General features: G+C 70.4%; 13 protein-coding genes. 5 read left to right on the top strand and 8 right to left on the bottom strand.

Features of this window, described 5'->3' with window-relative positions:
- Positions 1–13 precede the first annotated feature (13 nt).
- Genes ACTWQR_RS34120 through iolC form a run of 5 tightly spaced genes read right to left on the bottom strand, consistent with a single transcriptional unit; the run spans position 14 to position 6206 of the window.
- A complete protein-coding gene (locus ACTWQR_RS34120) occupies positions 14–1510 on the bottom strand; it encodes a CoA-acylating methylmalonate-semialdehyde dehydrogenase (protein WP_443231075.1) in 1497 nt (498 codons plus the stop codon).
- A 44-nt stretch (positions 1511–1554) separates the two neighbouring features.
- On the bottom strand, positions 1555–3429 hold the full coding sequence (iolD, locus tag ACTWQR_RS34115; RefSeq protein WP_443231074.1) for a 3D-(3,5/4)-trihydroxycyclohexane-1,2-dione acylhydrolase (decyclizing): 1875 nt from the start codon (positions 3427–3429) through the stop codon (positions 1555–1557).
- 11 nt (positions 3430–3440) lie between these two features.
- Positions 3441–4331, bottom strand: a complete 891-nt coding sequence (iolB, locus tag ACTWQR_RS34110) for a 5-deoxy-glucuronate isomerase (RefSeq protein ID WP_443231073.1) — start codon at positions 4329–4331, stop codon at positions 3441–3443.
- 17 nt (positions 4332–4348) lie between these two features.
- On the bottom strand, positions 4349–5227 hold the full coding sequence (locus ACTWQR_RS34105) for a Cgl0159 family (beta/alpha)8-fold protein (protein WP_443231072.1): 879 nt from the start codon (positions 5225–5227) through the stop codon (positions 4349–4351).
- Between the two features lie 28 nt (positions 5228–5255).
- Entirely contained in the window at positions 5256–6206 is a 951-nt protein-coding gene (gene iolC, locus ACTWQR_RS34100) for a 5-dehydro-2-deoxygluconokinase (protein WP_443231071.1), read from the bottom strand.
- Between the two features lie 323 nt (positions 6207–6529).
- On the opposite strand from iolC, the gene ACTWQR_RS34095 reads away from it, so the two are divergent.
- The 5 genes from ACTWQR_RS34095 to ACTWQR_RS34075 are packed head-to-tail and all read left to right on the top strand — an operon-like array spanning position 6530 to position 11505.
- Positions 6530–7549: a sugar ABC transporter substrate-binding protein gene (locus tag ACTWQR_RS34095; protein ID WP_443231070.1), complete on the top strand. Its 1020-nt coding sequence runs from the start codon at positions 6530–6532 to the stop codon at positions 7547–7549.
- Positions 7549–8625: an ABC transporter permease gene (locus tag ACTWQR_RS34090; RefSeq protein WP_443231069.1), complete on the top strand. Its 1077-nt coding sequence runs from the start codon at positions 7549–7551 to the stop codon at positions 8623–8625. The genes ACTWQR_RS34095 and ACTWQR_RS34090 overlap by 1 nt, the downstream gene beginning before the upstream one ends.
- 8 nt (positions 8626–8633) lie before the next feature.
- Entirely contained in the window at positions 8634–9557 is a 924-nt protein-coding gene (locus ACTWQR_RS34085) for an ATP-binding cassette domain-containing protein (protein ID WP_443231068.1), read from the top strand.
- On the top strand, positions 9557–10468 hold the full coding sequence (locus ACTWQR_RS34080) for a sugar phosphate isomerase/epimerase family protein (RefSeq protein ID WP_443231067.1): 912 nt from the start codon (positions 9557–9559) through the stop codon (positions 10466–10468). The genes ACTWQR_RS34085 and ACTWQR_RS34080 overlap by 1 nt, the downstream gene beginning before the upstream one ends.
- A 17-nt stretch (positions 10469–10485) precedes the next feature.
- A complete protein-coding gene (locus ACTWQR_RS34075) occupies positions 10486–11505 on the top strand; it encodes a Gfo/Idh/MocA family protein (RefSeq protein ID WP_443231066.1) in 1020 nt (339 codons plus the stop codon).
- A 58-nt stretch (positions 11506–11563) separates the two neighbouring features.
- Here ACTWQR_RS34075 and ACTWQR_RS34070 read toward each other — a convergent pair whose 3' ends face one another.
- Genes ACTWQR_RS34070 through ACTWQR_RS34060 form a run of 3 tightly spaced genes read right to left on the bottom strand, consistent with a single transcriptional unit; the run spans position 11564 to position 14419 of the window.
- Positions 11564–12586: a Gfo/Idh/MocA family protein gene (locus ACTWQR_RS34070; protein WP_443231065.1), complete on the bottom strand. Its 1023-nt coding sequence runs from the start codon at positions 12584–12586 to the stop codon at positions 11564–11566.
- A complete protein-coding gene (locus ACTWQR_RS34065; protein WP_443231064.1) occupies positions 12583–13587 on the bottom strand; it encodes a Gfo/Idh/MocA family protein in 1005 nt (334 codons plus the stop codon). The genes ACTWQR_RS34070 and ACTWQR_RS34065 overlap by 4 nt, the downstream gene beginning before the upstream one ends.
- A 55-nt stretch (positions 13588–13642) precedes the next feature.
- Entirely contained in the window at positions 13643–14419 is a 777-nt protein-coding gene (locus ACTWQR_RS34060; protein WP_443231063.1) for an SDR family oxidoreductase, read from the bottom strand.
- Positions 14420–14423: the final 4 nt, after the last annotated feature.

Genomic DNA, 14423 nt, shown 5'->3' with positions numbered 1-14423 from the left:
CGGGGGGTGCGGGTCAGGAGTTGCTGGGGAAGCCGAGGTTGATGCCACCGCTGTCGGCCGGGTCGGGCCAGCGGGTCGTGATGACCTTGCCCTGGGTGTAGAAGGCGATGCCGTCGTTGCCGTAGATGTGGTGGTCTCCGAAGAGGGAGTCCTTCCAGCCGCCGAAGGAGTGGTAGCCGACGGGCACCGGGATCGGCACGTTGACGCCGACCATGCCCGCCTGGACCTCCAGCTGGAAGCGGCGGGCGGCGCCGCCGTCCCGGGTGAAGATCGCGGTGCCGTTGCCCCAGCGGGAGCTGTTGATCAGTGCGATGGCCTCGTCGTAGGTGTCGGCGCGGACCACGCACAGCACCGGGCCGAAGATCTCGTCCTGGTACGCGTCCGCCGTCACCGGCACCTTGTCGAGCAGCGAGACGCCGATGAAGAAGCCGTCCTCGTGGCCCGGAACGGTGTATCCGGTGCCGTCCACGACGACCTCGGCACCCTGGGCCGCCGCACCGGAGACGTACGACGCCACCTTGTCGCGGTGCTCGCGGGTGATCAGCGGCCCCATCTCGCTGGCCGCGTCGCCGCCGGGGCCGATCTTCAGGCCCTTGGCCCGCTCGGCGATCTTGCCGACCAGCTCGTCGCCCGTGTCGCCGACCGCGACCACGACGGACACCGCCATGCAGCGCTCGCCCGCCGAACCGTACGCGGCGTTGATGGCCTGGTCGGCGGCGAAGTCCAGATCGGCGTCGGGCAGCACGAGCATGTGGTTCTTGGCGCCGCCGAGGGCCTGGACGCGCTTTCCGTGCTCGATGCCCTTCATCTGGATGTACTTGGCGATCGGCGTGGAGCCGACGAAGGAGACGGCCGCGATGTCCGGGTGCTCCAGGAGGCGGTCCACGGCGACCTTGTCGCCCTGCACGATGTTGAGCACGCCGTCCGGCAGTCCCGCCTCGGAGGCCAGCTCCGCCAGCCGGTAGGACGCGGAGGGGTCCTTCTCGCTCGGCTTGAGGACGAAGGTGTTGCCGCACGCGATGGCGACCGGGAACATCCACATCGGCACCATGGCCGGGAAGTTGAACGGCGTGATGCCCGCGACGACACCGAGCGGCTGGCGGATCGAGGCCACGTCGACGCGGGTGGAGACCTGCGTGGACAGTTCGCCCTTCACCAACTGCGGGACCGAGCAGGCGAGTTCGACGATCTCCATGCCCCGGGCGACCTCGCCGAGCGCGTCGGAGTGCACCTTGCCGTGCTCGGCGGTGATCAGCTCGGCGATCTCGTCGCGGTGCGCGTCGAGCAGCTCGCGGTACTTGAACAGGACCGACGTGCGCTTGGCGAGTGAGGCGGTGCCCCAGCTCTCGAACGCGGCCTTCGCCGAGGCGACGGCGGCGTCCACCTCGTCGACGGAGGCGAAGGGGACCTGCTTCTCCTGGGCGCCCGTGGCGGGGTTGTACACGGGGCCGAAGCGACCGGAGGCGCCCTCGACGGGCTTGCCCCCGATCCAGTGGTTCATCGTGTTCATCAGTGCGGTCCTTTTCGTGAGCGAGGGAAGTCAGGCGGGGGAGGTCACAGGTGGCGGCGGCGGTCGACGACGCTCTGGTCGTACGCCTCGCGGGCGCGGGTGGCGGCTTCGCGGGAGGCGACCTCGGCGACGGGCACGTCCCACCAGGCCTCCGCGGCGGGGGCGGTGGGCGTCGGGTCCGTCTCGACGTACACGCAGGTCGGGCGGTCCGAGGCGCGGGCGGTGGCCAGGGCGTCGCGCAGTTCGCGGACGGTTTTGGCGCGCAGGACGTCCATGCCGAGGCTGGCGGCGTTGGCGGCCAGGTCGACCGGCAGCGGGGCGCCGGTGAAGGTGCCGTCGGCGGCGCGGTAGCGGTAGGCGGTGCCGAACCGCTCGGCGCCCACCGTCTCGGAGAGGCCGCCGATGGAGGCGTACCCGTGGTTCTGGATCAGCACCAGGTTGACGGGCAGGCCCTCCTGGACGGCGGTGACGATCTCGGTGGGCATCATGAGGTACGTGCCGTCGCCGACCAGCGACCAGACGGGTGTGCCGGGGGCGGCCTGCTGCACGCCGATGCCCGCCGGAATCTCGTAGCCCATGCAGGAGTAGCCGTACTCCAGGTGGTATTGGCGTGGGCTTCGCGCCCGCCAGAGCTTGTGCAGGTCGCCGGGGAGCGAGCCGGCCGCGTTGATCACCACGTCGTCGTCGCCGACCACGGCGTCCAGGGCGCCGAGAACCTGGGTCTGGGTGGGCACCGCGTGCTCGTCGTCCGCCCGGTAGGCGGCGTCCACGACCTGCTCCCAGCGCTCCTTGCCGGTGCGGTACTCGGCCTCGTACACCGCGTCCACGCGGTGGCCGGACAGCGCTTCGGTGAGGGCCCGCAGACCCGCGCGGGCGTCGGCGACCAGCGTCCGCGCGCTCAGCTTGTGGGCGTCGAAGGCGGTGACGTTGAGGTTGAGGAACCGCACGTCCGGGTTCTGGAAGAGCGTGGCGGACGCGGTGGTGAAGTCCGTGTAGCGGGTGCCCACACCGATGACCAGGTCGGCGGTGCGGGCCAGGTCGTCGGCGACGGAGGTACCGGTGTGGCCGACGCCGCCGAGGTCCGCCGGGTGGTCGTGGCGCAGGGAGCCCTTGCCCGCCTGGGTGGACGCGACCGGGATGCCGGTGGCCTCCACGAACTCCTTGAGGGCCGACTCGGCCTCGCTGTGGTGGACTCCGCCGCCCGCGATGATCACGGGGCGGCCGGCGGCTCGTACGGCCTCCACGGCTGCCGCGAGCTCGGACGGTTCGGGCGCGGGGCGGCGTACGTGCCAGATCCGGTCGGCGAAGAACTCCTCGGGCCAGTCGTACGCCTCGGCCTGCACGTCCTGCGGCAGGGCGAGGGTGACAGCGCCGGTCTCGACGGGGTCGGCGAGCACTCGCATCGCGTTCAGGGCGGAGGGGATCAGGGCCTCGGGGCGGGTGATCCGGTCGAAGTAGCGGGAGACGGGGCGCAGGGTGTCGTTGACCGACAGGTCGGCCTCGACGGGGTGCTCCAGTTGCTGGAGCAGCGGGTCGGCGGCGCGGGTGGCGAAGTAGTCGCCGGGCAGGAGCAGCACCGGGAGGCGGTTGACCGTGGCCAGGGCGGCGCCGGTGACCAGGTTGGTGGCGCCGGGGCCGATGGAGGTGGTGACCGCCTGGGCGGAGAGCCGGTTGAGCTGGCGGGCGTAGCCGACCGCGGCGTGCACCATGGCCTGTTCGTTGCGGCCCTGGTGGAAGGGCATGGACTCCTCGCCTGCTTCGAGGAGCGCCTGGCCGAGCCCGGCGACGTTGCCGTGGCCGAAGATCCCCCAGGTGCCGGCGATCAGCCGGTGCCGTACGCCGTCGCGTTCGGTGTGCTGCGCGGCCAGGAAGCGCACCAGTGCCTGGGCGACGGTCAGACGACGGGTGGAGCGGCTCATCGGTACGTACCTCACTGGGACGGGGTGGATCGGGTCAGCCGCGGATCGACGGGCTGGCTCGGCCAGGTGTCGCGGATCCAGGCGTGGTCGGGGTGGTCGCAGATCAGCCAGGCGCGGTCGGCGCCGGGGCCCGCCATGACGTTGAGGTAGTACATGTCGTGGCCGGGCGCGGCGATGGACGGGCCGTGCCAGCCGTCCGGGATCAGGACGACGTCGCCGCCGCGCACCTCGGCCAGCACGTCGGTGCCGCTGCCGTGGCCGGACGGGGAGACCCGCTGGTAGCCGAGACCGGGTGTGCCCTCGTGGTCGGCGATCTCGAAGTAGTAGATCTCCTCCAGCTCGGACTCCTCGCCGGGCCGGTACTCGTCGTGCTTGTGCGGCGGGTACGAGGACCAGTTGCCGCCGGGGGTGATCACCTCGACGGCGATGAGCTTGTCGCACTCGAAGACGCCGGCCGCGCCGAAGTTGTGGACCTTGCGCGAGCAGTTGCCGGTGCCGCGCAGTTCGACGGGGACGGACTCGGCGGACCCGTAGCGGGCCGGCAGACGCCGGGTGCAGCGGGCACCGGTGAGCGCGAAGCGCCCGCCCGCGGGCGAGGTGAGGGCCGCGGTCGCGTCCCGCGGCACGTATACGAAGTCGCTCACGCCGCTGAACACGCTCGCGCGGCCGTGCAGCTCGAACTCGTCGCGGCCGAAGTCGTCGGTGACAGCGATGTCACAGCCGCCGCCGAGAGACGTGACGATCCATTCGCTGTCCCCGGCGGTGAACGGGTGCGTGCCGCCGGGCGGCAGTTCGAGGACACGGAGACTGGAGTGGTCCCAGCCCGCGCTCTCCGGGGTGACGTCCACGGCGTACGGGCCGCTCGCGGCCTTGCCCGACGGCAGGTGATGTGCGCTGGTCATAAGGGCGATCCTTCTGGTCAGAGCAGGCCGACCGCGGTGTCCACCGCGGTCTCCACGCTGCCTTCGGCGGGATAGAGCAGGGACCGGCCGACGACCAGGCCCTGGACGGTGGGCAGCCGCAGGGCCTTGCGCCACTTCTCGTACGCGCCCTCCTGGTCCTTGCCGACCTCGCCGCCGAGGAGGACGACGGGCAGGGTGGACGTTTCCAGCGCGGCGGCCATGTCGTCCGGGTCGCTCGTCACCGGAAGTTTCAGCCAGGTGTAGGCGGAGGTTCCGCCGAGGCCGGAGGCGATGGCGATGGAGCGGGTGACGGCCTCGGCGCTGAGGTCGTTGCGCACCGTCCCCTCGACGCGTCGGGAGATGAACGGCTCGACGAACACCGGGAGCCGGCGCCCGGCCATGTCGTCGATGGCCCGGGCGGTGGACTCCAGGGTCGTCAGCGAGCCGGGGTCGTCGTAGTCGATACGGACGAGCAGCTTGCCCGCGTCGAAGTTCAGCCGGTCGATGTCCTCGGCGCGGTGGCCGGTGAAGCGGTCGTCCATCTCGAAGGCGGCGCCCGCCAGACCGCCGCGGTTCATGGAGCCCATCACGACCTTGTTCTCCAGCGCGCCGAGCAGGAGCAGGTCGTCCAGGATGTCGGCGGTGGCGAGCACCCCGTCCACGCCGGGCCGCGACAGCGCGATGCACAGGCGCTCCAGCAGGTCGGCCCGGTTGGCCATGGCCAACCGGCGATCGCCCACACCGAGTGCGCCGCGCGCCGGGTGGTCGGCGGCCACGATCATGAGGCGGCCGCTGTCGTCGACCAGGGGGCGTCGGGCACGGCGGGCGGCCGCTTCGGCTATGGCCTCCGGGTGCCGGGCACGCACCCTGACGAGGTCGGGGATGGTGATGCTCAAGGGTTGGCTCCGATCAGGGGTGGCGGCGTCAGCCGCGGGAGGCGACGAGATCCTCGACCTCGGTGGCGGTCGGCATCGCGGAGGAGCAGGCTAGTCGCGAGGCGACGAGGGCACCGGCCGCGTTGGCGTACCGCATGGTCTTCTCCAGCTCCCAGCCGGCCAGCAGTCCGTGGCAGAGCGAGCCGCCGAACGCGTCGCCCGCGCCGAGGCCGTTGACCACCTCTACGGGCACGGGCGGCACCTCGGCGGTGGTGCCGTCGCGGTGGACTGCGAGGACGCCCTTCGGGCCCTGCTTGACGACGGCCAGCTCCACGCCCGCCTCCAGCAGTGCCTCGGCGCAGGCGTGCGGTTCGCGGACGCCGGTGGCGATCTCGCACTCGTCGAGGTTGCCGACGGCGACGGTGACGTGGCGTAGCGCTTCGGCGTAGTACGGGCGGGCCTCGTCCGGGTTCTTCCAGAACATGGGCCGCCAGTCGAGGTCGAAGACCGTGGTGCCCAGCTTGGCGCGGGACTTGAGCGCCGCGAGCGTGGCGGAGCGGCTGGGCTCCTCGCTCAGGCCGGTGCCGGTGATCCAGAAGATACGCGCCGCCCGGATGGCGAAGAAGTCCAGCTCGTCGGTGTGGATCTCCAGGTCGGGCGCCTTGGGCTGCCGGTAGAAGTACAGCGGGAAGTCGTCGGGCGGGAAGATCTCACAGAACGTGACCGGCGTCGGGTACGCCTCGACCGGGGTGACCCAGCGGTCGTCGACGCCGAACTCCTTGAGCGCCTGGTGCAGATAGGCGCCGAAGGGATCGTCACCGGTGCGGGTGACGATCGCGGTGGTACGGCCCAGGCGCGCCGCGGCGACCGCCACGTTGGCCGCCGAACCGCCGAGGAACTTCCCGAAGGTTTCGACGCGCGTGAGCGGTACGCCGGTCTGCAGGGGATAGAGATCGACCCCGATGCGACCCATGGTGATCAGGTCGAAGGACTCGGTCATACGCGTCGCTCCTCGAGCTGGGATGCGGACTTCCGGCTTCCGGCGTGCGGGCTGCCGTGTACCGGTGTGTCCTAGGTGTAAGACCGGGGACGGAGCCATGTCAATACTTTGTACTTACATTCTCACGTGAGCCTGAAATGATGTCTTAACAAAGTATTGACAGGGGGGCCTGTCAGGGACTTACATCCCGTCCCAACAACACAGCCGAGTTTTGTAGCCCTGTAGCCCGGCGTTTCTCCGTATGGGCCCCCGAGGCCCGGGCGTCCTGCCCGGACCGTTTACTCTGCTCCCTTTCCCCTGTCGCACAGTGAGGTGCCGGAAAGATGGACCGCATGTCTCGCCCCCGCTCCCGTAGATTCCCCGCCCTGGTCGCCGCGGCCGCCGCGACGGCACTGATCGTCACCGGATGTTCCAGCGACTCCGGTGGCAAGAAGTCCGAGGAAGGCGAGGACGGCGCCTCCGCGGGCAAGGCCACCACGCCCCGCATGACGGTCGCGCTGGTCACCCACCAGGCGGCCGGTGACACCTTCTGGGACATCGTCCGCAAGGGCGCCGAGGCCGCCGCCGCCAAGGACAACATCAAGCTCATCTACTCCAACGACCCGAACGCGGGCAACCAGGCCAACCTGGTGCAGAACGCGATCGACCAGAAGGTCGACGGCATCGCGATCACTCTCGCCAAGCCGGACGCCATGAAGGACGTCGTCAGCAAGGCGACCGCGGCGAACATACCCGTGGTCGGCCTCAACTCCGGCGTCAGCGAATGGCAGAAGCTCGGCATGATGGAGTTCTTCGGCCAGGACGAGACCGTGGCGGGCGAGGCGCTCGGCAAGCGGCTGAACGAGGCCGGCGCCAAGAACGCCGTCTGCGTCATCCAGGAACAGGGCAACATCGGCCTCACCCAGCGCTGCGACGGGGTGAAGAAGACGTTCACGGGCAAGACCGAGACGCTGTTCGTCAACGGCACCGACATGTCGTCGGTGAAGTCGACGATCACCGCCAAGCTCAAGCAGGACAGCGCCATCGACTACGTCGTCACTCTCGGCGCCCCGTTCGCGATGACCGCCGTGCAGTCGATCTCCGAGGGCGGCAGCAAGGCGAAGGTCGCCACCTTCGACCTCAACAAGGAGCTGACCGGCGCCATCAGCAAGGGCGACATCGAGTTCGCCGTCGACCAGCAGCCGTACCTGCAGGGCTACCTGGCCGTCGACTCCCTGTGGCTCTACAAGAACAACGGCAACTACAGCGGCGGCGGTGAGCAGCCGATCCTGACCGGCCCGGCCTTCGTCGACAAGTCCAATGTCGAGGCCGTCGCCAAGTTCGCCGCGAAGGGCACTCGGTGATGAGCATGGCTCAACAGGCTGAGCCGGCGGTGTCCACACCGCCGGCCCCCGGCCCCAAGGAGAGCGACGGGCGGACCGCGCAACGCTCCATGACGCTGCGGCTGCTCGCCCGGCCCGAGGTCGGCGTGTTCCTCGGCGCCGTCGCGGTGTTCGTGTTCTTCCTCGTCACGGCGCCGCCGGTGCGCGACGGCAGCTCGATGGCCAACATCCTGTATCAGTCGTCGACCATCGGCATCATGGCCCTGCCCGTGGCACTGCTGATGATCGGCGGCGAGTTCGACCTGTCGTCCGGCGTCGCCGTGCTCACCTCGGCACTCACCGCGAGCATGGTCAGCTACCAGCTGACGATGAACGTCTGGGTCGGCGTGATCGTCGCCCTGATCGTGTCGCTCGCGATCGGCTTCTTCAACGGCTGGCTGCTGGTCAAGACCGGCCTCCCCAGCTTCCTGGTCACCCTGGGCACTTTCCTGATGCTGCAGGGCATCAACCTCGCGGTCACCAAGCTGATCACCGGCAACGTCGCGACCGACGACATCAGCGACATGGCCGGCTTCGACCAGGCGAAGAACATCTTCGCCTCGTCCTTCGAGGTCGGCGGCGTCAACGTGAAGATCACCATCGTGTGGTGGCTGGTCTTCGCCGCGCTCGCCACCTGGGTGCTGCTGCGTACCAAGTACGGCAACTGGATCTTCGCGGTCGGCGGCAACAAGGACTCCGCCCGCGCGGTCGGCGTACCGGTGACCTTCACCAAGATCTCGCTGTTCATGCTGGTCGGCTTCGGCGCCTGGTTCGTGGGCATGCACCAGCTGTTCACGTTCAACACCGTCCAGTCCGGCGAGGGCGTCGGCCAGGAACTCATCTACATCGCCGCCGCGGTGATCGGCGGCTGCCTGCTCACCGGCGGCTACGGCTCCGCGATCGGCCCGGTCTTCGGCGCCTTCATGTTCGGCATGGTCCAGCAGGGCATCGTCTACGCCGGCTGGAACCCCGACTGGTTCAAGGCCTTCCTCGGCGTGATGCTGCTCGGCGCCACCCTCATCAATCTGTGGGTCCGCCAAGCGGCGACCCGGAGGTGAACTGACTCATGAAAAGCAACGGATCCGGCCCCGCCGGCGCCATCCTCCAGGACACCCCGCCCGACAGCGGCACCACGCCCATCGTCGAACTGCGCAACACCGGCAAGGCCTACGGCAACATCCGCGCCCTGCACGGCGTCGACCTGGCCGTCCACCCCGGCCGCGTGACCTGCGTCCTCGGCGACAACGGCGCCGGCAAGTCCACCCTCATCAAAATCATCTCCGGACTGCACCAGCACACCGAGGGCGAGTTCCTCGTCGACGGCACCCCGGTACGCTTCACCACCCCCCGCGAGGCCCTCGACAAAGGCATCGCCACCGTCTACCAGGACCTGGCGACCGTCCCCCTCATGCCGGTATGGCGCAACTTCTTCCTCGGCTCCGAGATGACCAAGGGCCCCTGGCCCGTCCGCCGCCTCGACATCACCCGCATGAAGCAGACCGCGGACGAGGAACTGCGCAACATGGGCATCGTCCTGGACGACCTCGACCAGCCCATCGGCACCCTCTCCGGCGGCCAGCGCCAGTCCGTGGCCATCGCCCGCGCCGTCTACTTCGGCGCCCGCGTCCTCATCCTCGACGAGCCCACCGCCGCCCTCGGCGTCAAACAGTCCGGCGTCGTACTCAAGTACATCGCCGCCGCCCGCGACCGCGGCCTCGGCGTCATCTTCATCACCCACAACCCCCACCACGCCTACATGGTCGGCGACCACTTCAGCGTGCTGCGCCTGGGCACCATGGAACTGTCCGCCACCCGCGGCGAGGTCAGCCTGGAAGAACTCACCAACCACATGGCCGGCGGCGCCGAACTCGCCGCACTCAAACACGAGCTGGCCCAGGTCAGCGGCGTCGACGTCGAGGAACTCCCCGAGAAGGAGGACCTCAAGGCCCCCGTCGCGACTCCCGTCCCGGCTCCCGAAGGGACCTCCTGATGACGCAGGCGCCGAACGCCCTGGACCGCATCCGCGTCGGCTCGGCCCCGGACTCCTGGGGCGTGTGGTTCCCCGACGACCCCCAGCAGGTGCCCTGGGAACGCTTCCTGGACGAGGTCGCGGGGTCCGGATACGAGTGGATCGAGCTGGGCCCGTACGGCTATCTGCCGACCGACCCCGCCAAGCTCACCGACGAGGTGGCCAAACGTGACCTGAAGGTGTCGGCCGGCACGGTCTTCACCTCGCTGCACCGCGGCCCCGACGTCTGGGACGCCACCTGGGAGCACGTCAGCCAGGTCGCCGAGCTCACCCGCGCCATGGGAGCCAAGCACCTGGTGGTCATCCCGTCGTTCTGGCGTGACGACAAGACCGCCGCGCTGATCGAGCCGCCCGAGCTGACGGTTCGTCAATGGGTCTATCTCACCAAGGGCATGGAGCGGCTCGGGCACGAGGTGAAGGAGCGCTTCGGCCTCGACATCGTCGTGCACCCGCACGCCGACACGCACATCGACACCGAGGAGCACGTCGCGCGGTTCCTCGACTCGACGGACTCGAGCCTGGTCAGCCTCTGCCTGGACACCGGTCACTACGCCTACTGCGGCGGCGACAGCGTCAAGCTGATCGAGACGTACGGCGAACGAATCGGCTATCTGCACCTCAAGCAGGTCGACCCGGAGATCCTCGCCGACGTGGTCAAGAACGAGATCCCGTTCGGCCCGGCCGTACAGCGCGGCGTGATGTGCGAACCCCCGGCGGGTATCCCCGCGTTGGAGCCGGTACTGACCGCCGCGCAGCGCCTGGGCATCGACCTGTTCGCCATCGTCGAGCAGGACATGTACCCCTGTCCGCCGGACAAGCCGCTGCCCATCGCGGTGCGCACCCGTCAGTTCCTGCGCTCCTGCGGCGCCTGAGAAGGGACCAACTGACCATGGCTCAGCGCGGAACGCTCGGCGTGGCAGTCATCGGCACCGGGAAGATGGGGGCCGACCATGTGCGTCGAATCAGCGAAGTGACCGGCGGAGCCCGCGTGGCCGCGGTCGTGGACCTCGACGCCGAACGGGTCAAGCGGATCGCCGACGGCATCGAGGGCTGCTCCGCCCACACCGACCCGTCCGCCGCCATGGCGGCGGACGGCGTCGACGCCGTCCTGATCGCCTCGCCGGGACCCGCCCACGAGGCGGCGCTGCTCACCGCCTTCGAGCACGATCTGCCGGTCCTGTGCGAGAAACCGCTCACCCCGGACGCGGCTTCGGCGTTGCGCGTCCTGGAGGCCGAGCAGAAGCTGGGGCACCGGCGCGTGCAGGTGGGCTTCATGCGCCGGTACGACACCGAGTACGCGAAGCTCAAGTCGCTGCTGCTGTCCGGGCAGTTGGGCCGGCCGCTGATGCTGCACAACCGGCACCGCAACGTCGCCACTCCGGCCGGCTTCACCAGCGCCATGCTCATCAACGACTCCGTCGTGCACGAGATGGACATCACGCGCTGGCTGCTCGGCCACGAGATCACCGCGGTCACCGTGCTCAAGCCGACGCCGTCCGGCAACGCCCCGGAAGGCCTGGACGACCCGCAGTTGGTTCTGTTCGAGACCGACGGCGGCGCGATCGTGGACGTCGAGATCAACGTCAACTGCGGCTTCGGGTACCAGGTGCAGGCCGAGGTGGTCTGCGAACGCGGCACGGCCCGCATCGGTGACGGCCACGCCCTGGTCACCAACATGGCGGGCCGCTGGGGCGGCACCATCGCCCAGGACTTCGTGGAGCGTTTCGAGGACGCCTACGACCGCCAGGTACAGGCGTGGGTGGACGCCACCCGGCGCGGCGAGGTCACCGGCCCCAGCGCCTGGGACGGCTACGCCGCGGCCGCGGTCTGCGAGGCGGGCGTACGCGCCCAGAGCGACGGCGGCCGGATCGAGGTCGACCTCGTCGAACGGCCGGCCTTCTACCGCTGAGGGAGACAGAGATCCGCCGGAGGGCGACCCCTCGTGGCGGGGCCGCCCTCCACCAGGGTTACAAACGCGGAAGGGTGGTGCGCGGCCGAGGCCGGAACCCGGCGCCTCGGTAGCAGTCGTCGATCAGCCTCATCGTGGCCACCGCGTCGTCCGCGTCGAGCGGGAGCGCCGCCCCGTCACGTACATGCGCGGCGAACGCCTCCAGTTGGTACGTGTAGGAGGACCGCTTGCCGAGTTCCTCGGTCCGCTCCCCCGCCGCCGTGCGCACGACGACACGGTCGTCCCGTTGCGGCAGAACGAAGTTCAGCGCGGTCGCCTCGCCCCGGGAGCCGACGATCCGGCAGGTCATGCGGAGTTCGCTGTAGTCCATGTGGCAGCGGGCGGAGCCGGTGGCGCCGCCCGGGAAGGCCAGGTCCGCGTCCAGCCACTCGTCGACCTCCGGGGCGCCCTCACGTCCGCCGCCTCGGGCGGTGACCAGGGTGGGCGGACCGCCCGCCCAGGGGGCCAGCATGCGCAGGGCGTGCACGCTGTAGCAGCCGAGGTCCATGAGCGCGCCGCCGGCGAGCGGCAGCGACCAGCGGGGATCGGTGGCGGGCGGCGCCGGGACGGCCACCAGGGCCTCGACGTGCCGCAGCTCCCCGAGCTCTCCCGAGTCCAGCAGCTCGTGCAGGCGCCGGGTGACCGGGTGGAAGAGGTAGTGGAAGCCCTCCATGAAAGCGGTGCCCGCCTTGGCGGCGGCGTCGCGGACCTCGACAGCCTCCGCCGTGTTGCTCGCGGAGGGCTTCTCCGTCAGCACGTGCTTGCCCGCGGCAAGCGCGGCGATGTTCCACGGCCCGTGGAGGCCGTTGGCGAGCGGGTTGTAGACGACCTCGACCTCGGGGTCCGTGACCAGGTCGGCGTACGAGTCGACGACGCGCTCGATGCCGTGCTCGGCGGCGAAGGACTCGGCGCGGGACCGGTCACGGGCGGCCACCGCCACGAGGCGGTGGCCGGTCGCGTGGGCCGGGCCGATCAGGGACCGGTCGGAGATCCGGGCGGCACCCAGCAGTCCGATGCGCAGTGGCTCGGCCTCGGTGGTCATGCGGTGCGTACCTCCTCGATCGTCACGGAGCGGTGCTCGCGCAGGGAGAGGGTGCAGGCATCGGCGATCCAGCCCGCCTCCAGCGCGTCGGCGACGGTACAGGGCGAGGTCCGCCGGCCGGCGACGACCTCCGTGAACGCGGCGAGTTCGGCGCGGTACGCCTCGGTGAAGCGGTCCATGAAGAAGTCGTGCGGGGTGCCGGCGGGGAAGGTGACGCCTGGCTCGACGGAGCGCAGCGGCAGCTTGTCCTCCAGGCCGACCGCGATGCTGTCCTGGAAGCCGTGCAGCTCCATGCGGACGTCGTAACCACGCGCGTTGTGACGGGAGTTGGAGACCACGGCGAGCGTGTGGTCGTCCAGGGTGAGGATCGCGGCGGTGGTGTCCGCGTCCCCGGCCTCGGCGATGTACGGCGCTCCGCGGTTGCTGCCGGTCGCGTACACCTCGGTGACCTCGCGCCCGGTGACCCAGCGGATGATGTCGAAGTCGTGCACGGAGCAGTCGCGGAAGATGCCTCCGGAGGCGGCGATGTACGCGGCCGGGGGCGGAGCCGGGTCCAGGGTGGTGGACCGTACGGTGTGCAGCGGGCCGAGTTCGCCGCTCCGCACGGCGGCGCGGGCCGCCACGAACCCGGCGTCGAAGCGCCGGTTGTAGCCGATCTGGATCTCGACGCCGCTGTCCCGCACGGCGTTCAGGACCTCGACGCCCTCCTTCATGGTGCGGGCGACGGGCTTCTCGCAGAAGACCGGCACTCCGGCCTCGGCGGCGGCGAGGATGAGACTGGGGTGGGCGTCGGTCGCGGCCGCGATCACGACGCCGTCCACGCCCGCGGCCAGCACCGCCTCGGGCGAGTCCGCGGCCTGGGCGCCGAAGCGCTCGACGGCCGCCGTGACCGCGCCCGCGAACGGGTCGGCGACGACGAGGGACTCGACCGCGTCGAGCCGGGAGAGGGTCTCGGCGTGGAAGGCGCCGATCCGGCCGAGGCCGAGGATGCCGATGCGCATGGTTCAGGTGCTCCTTGCTTGCGGTTCCGTGCTTGCGGTTCCGTGAGGGGGTGGGTCAGTCGAGTCCGCCGAGGACGTTCTGGTCCCAGTCGATGACCGAGCCGGTGACGACACCGCTGCGGTCGGAGAGGAGGAGGACGACGAAGTCGGCGATCTCGTCGGGCTGGCCGAGCTTGCCCATCGGCAGCCGGCTCGCCGCCTGCTCGAGCCAGTCGTCGTCCGCGTCGTGGAAGGTGCGCTGGGTGGCGTCCTCGCCCTCGGTCGCGGTCCAGCCGATGTTCAGGCCGTTGATCCGGACCCGGTCCCAGCGGTGGGCGTGCGCGGCGTTGCGCGTCAGCCCGGCGAGTCCGGCCTTGGCCGCGACGTACGGGGCGAGGAAGGGCTGTCCGCCGTGCTCGGAGGAGGTGATGATGTTGACGATCGTGCCGGGCGCCTTGCGCGCGACCATGTCCGCCACCGCGGCCTGCATCGCGAAGAACGGGCCCTTGAGGTTGATCGCGATGTGCGCGTCGAACAGCTCGGGCGTGGTGTCGAGCAGCGTCCCGCGCGAGGTGAGCCCGGCGGAGTTGACCAGGCAGTCGATCCGGCCGAGGGCGGCGATCACCTCGGCCACACTGCCCCGCGCCTGCTCGGCGTCGGACAGGTCGGCCCGTACGTACATGGCCTTGGCGCCGGCCTCGGTCAGTTCGGCCACCAGGGCCTCGCCCGGCTCGGGGCGCCTTCCCGTGACGGCCACCGTCGCGCCCGCGCGGGCGGCGGCTCGGGCGACGGCCGCGCCGACACCCTGGCTGCCGCCGTTGACGAGGACGACCTTGTCTTCGAGAAGTCCCATGTAC

Origin of the sequence: Streptomyces sp. 2A115, from assembly GCF_052245575.1 — a bacterium.
Lineage (GTDB): Bacteria > Actinomycetota > Actinomycetes > Streptomycetales > Streptomycetaceae > Streptomyces.
The sequence above is the reverse complement of the archived record's forward strand: the minus strand, read 5'-3'. Positions and strand labels throughout refer to the sequence as shown.

What these genes read in the sequence shown, in the direction of transcription:
- ACTWQR_RS34075 (WP_443231066.1), top strand. Translation starts at nt 10,486, where the DNA reads ATGGCTCAGCGCGGAACGCTCGGCGTGGCAGTCATCGGCACCGGGAAG.
- iolC (WP_443231071.1), bottom strand. Translation starts at nt 6,206, where the DNA reads ATGACCGAGTCCTTCGACCTGATCACCATGGGTCGCATCGGGGTCGAT.
- ACTWQR_RS34060 (WP_443231063.1), bottom strand. Translation starts at nt 14,419, where the DNA reads ATGGGACTTCTCGAAGACAAGGTCGTCCTCGTCAACGGCGGCAGCCAG.
- iolB (WP_443231073.1), bottom strand. Translation starts at nt 4,331, where the DNA reads ATGACCAGCGCACATCACCTGCCGTCGGGCAAGGCCGCGAGCGGCCCG.
- ACTWQR_RS34085 (WP_443231068.1), top strand. Translation starts at nt 8,634, where the DNA reads ATGAAAAGCAACGGATCCGGCCCCGCCGGCGCCATCCTCCAGGACACC.
- ACTWQR_RS34080 (WP_443231067.1), top strand. Translation starts at nt 9,557, where the DNA reads ATGACGCAGGCGCCGAACGCCCTGGACCGCATCCGCGTCGGCTCGGCC.
- ACTWQR_RS34070 (WP_443231065.1), bottom strand. Translation starts at nt 12,586, where the DNA reads ATGACCACCGAGGCCGAGCCACTGCGCATCGGACTGCTGGGTGCCGCC.
- iolD (WP_443231074.1), bottom strand. Translation starts at nt 3,429, where the DNA reads ATGAGCCGCTCCACCCGTCGTCTGACCGTCGCCCAGGCACTGGTGCGC.
- ACTWQR_RS34120 (WP_443231075.1), bottom strand. Translation starts at nt 1,510, where the DNA reads ATGAACACGATGAACCACTGGATCGGGGGCAAGCCCGTCGAGGGCGCC.
- ACTWQR_RS34065 (WP_443231064.1), bottom strand. Translation starts at nt 13,587, where the DNA reads ATGCGCATCGGCATCCTCGGCCTCGGCCGGATCGGCGCCTTCCACGCC.
- ACTWQR_RS34090 (WP_443231069.1), top strand. Translation starts at nt 7,549, where the DNA reads ATGAGCATGGCTCAACAGGCTGAGCCGGCGGTGTCCACACCGCCGGCC.
- ACTWQR_RS34095 (WP_443231070.1), top strand. Translation starts at nt 6,530, where the DNA reads ATGGACCGCATGTCTCGCCCCCGCTCCCGTAGATTCCCCGCCCTGGTC.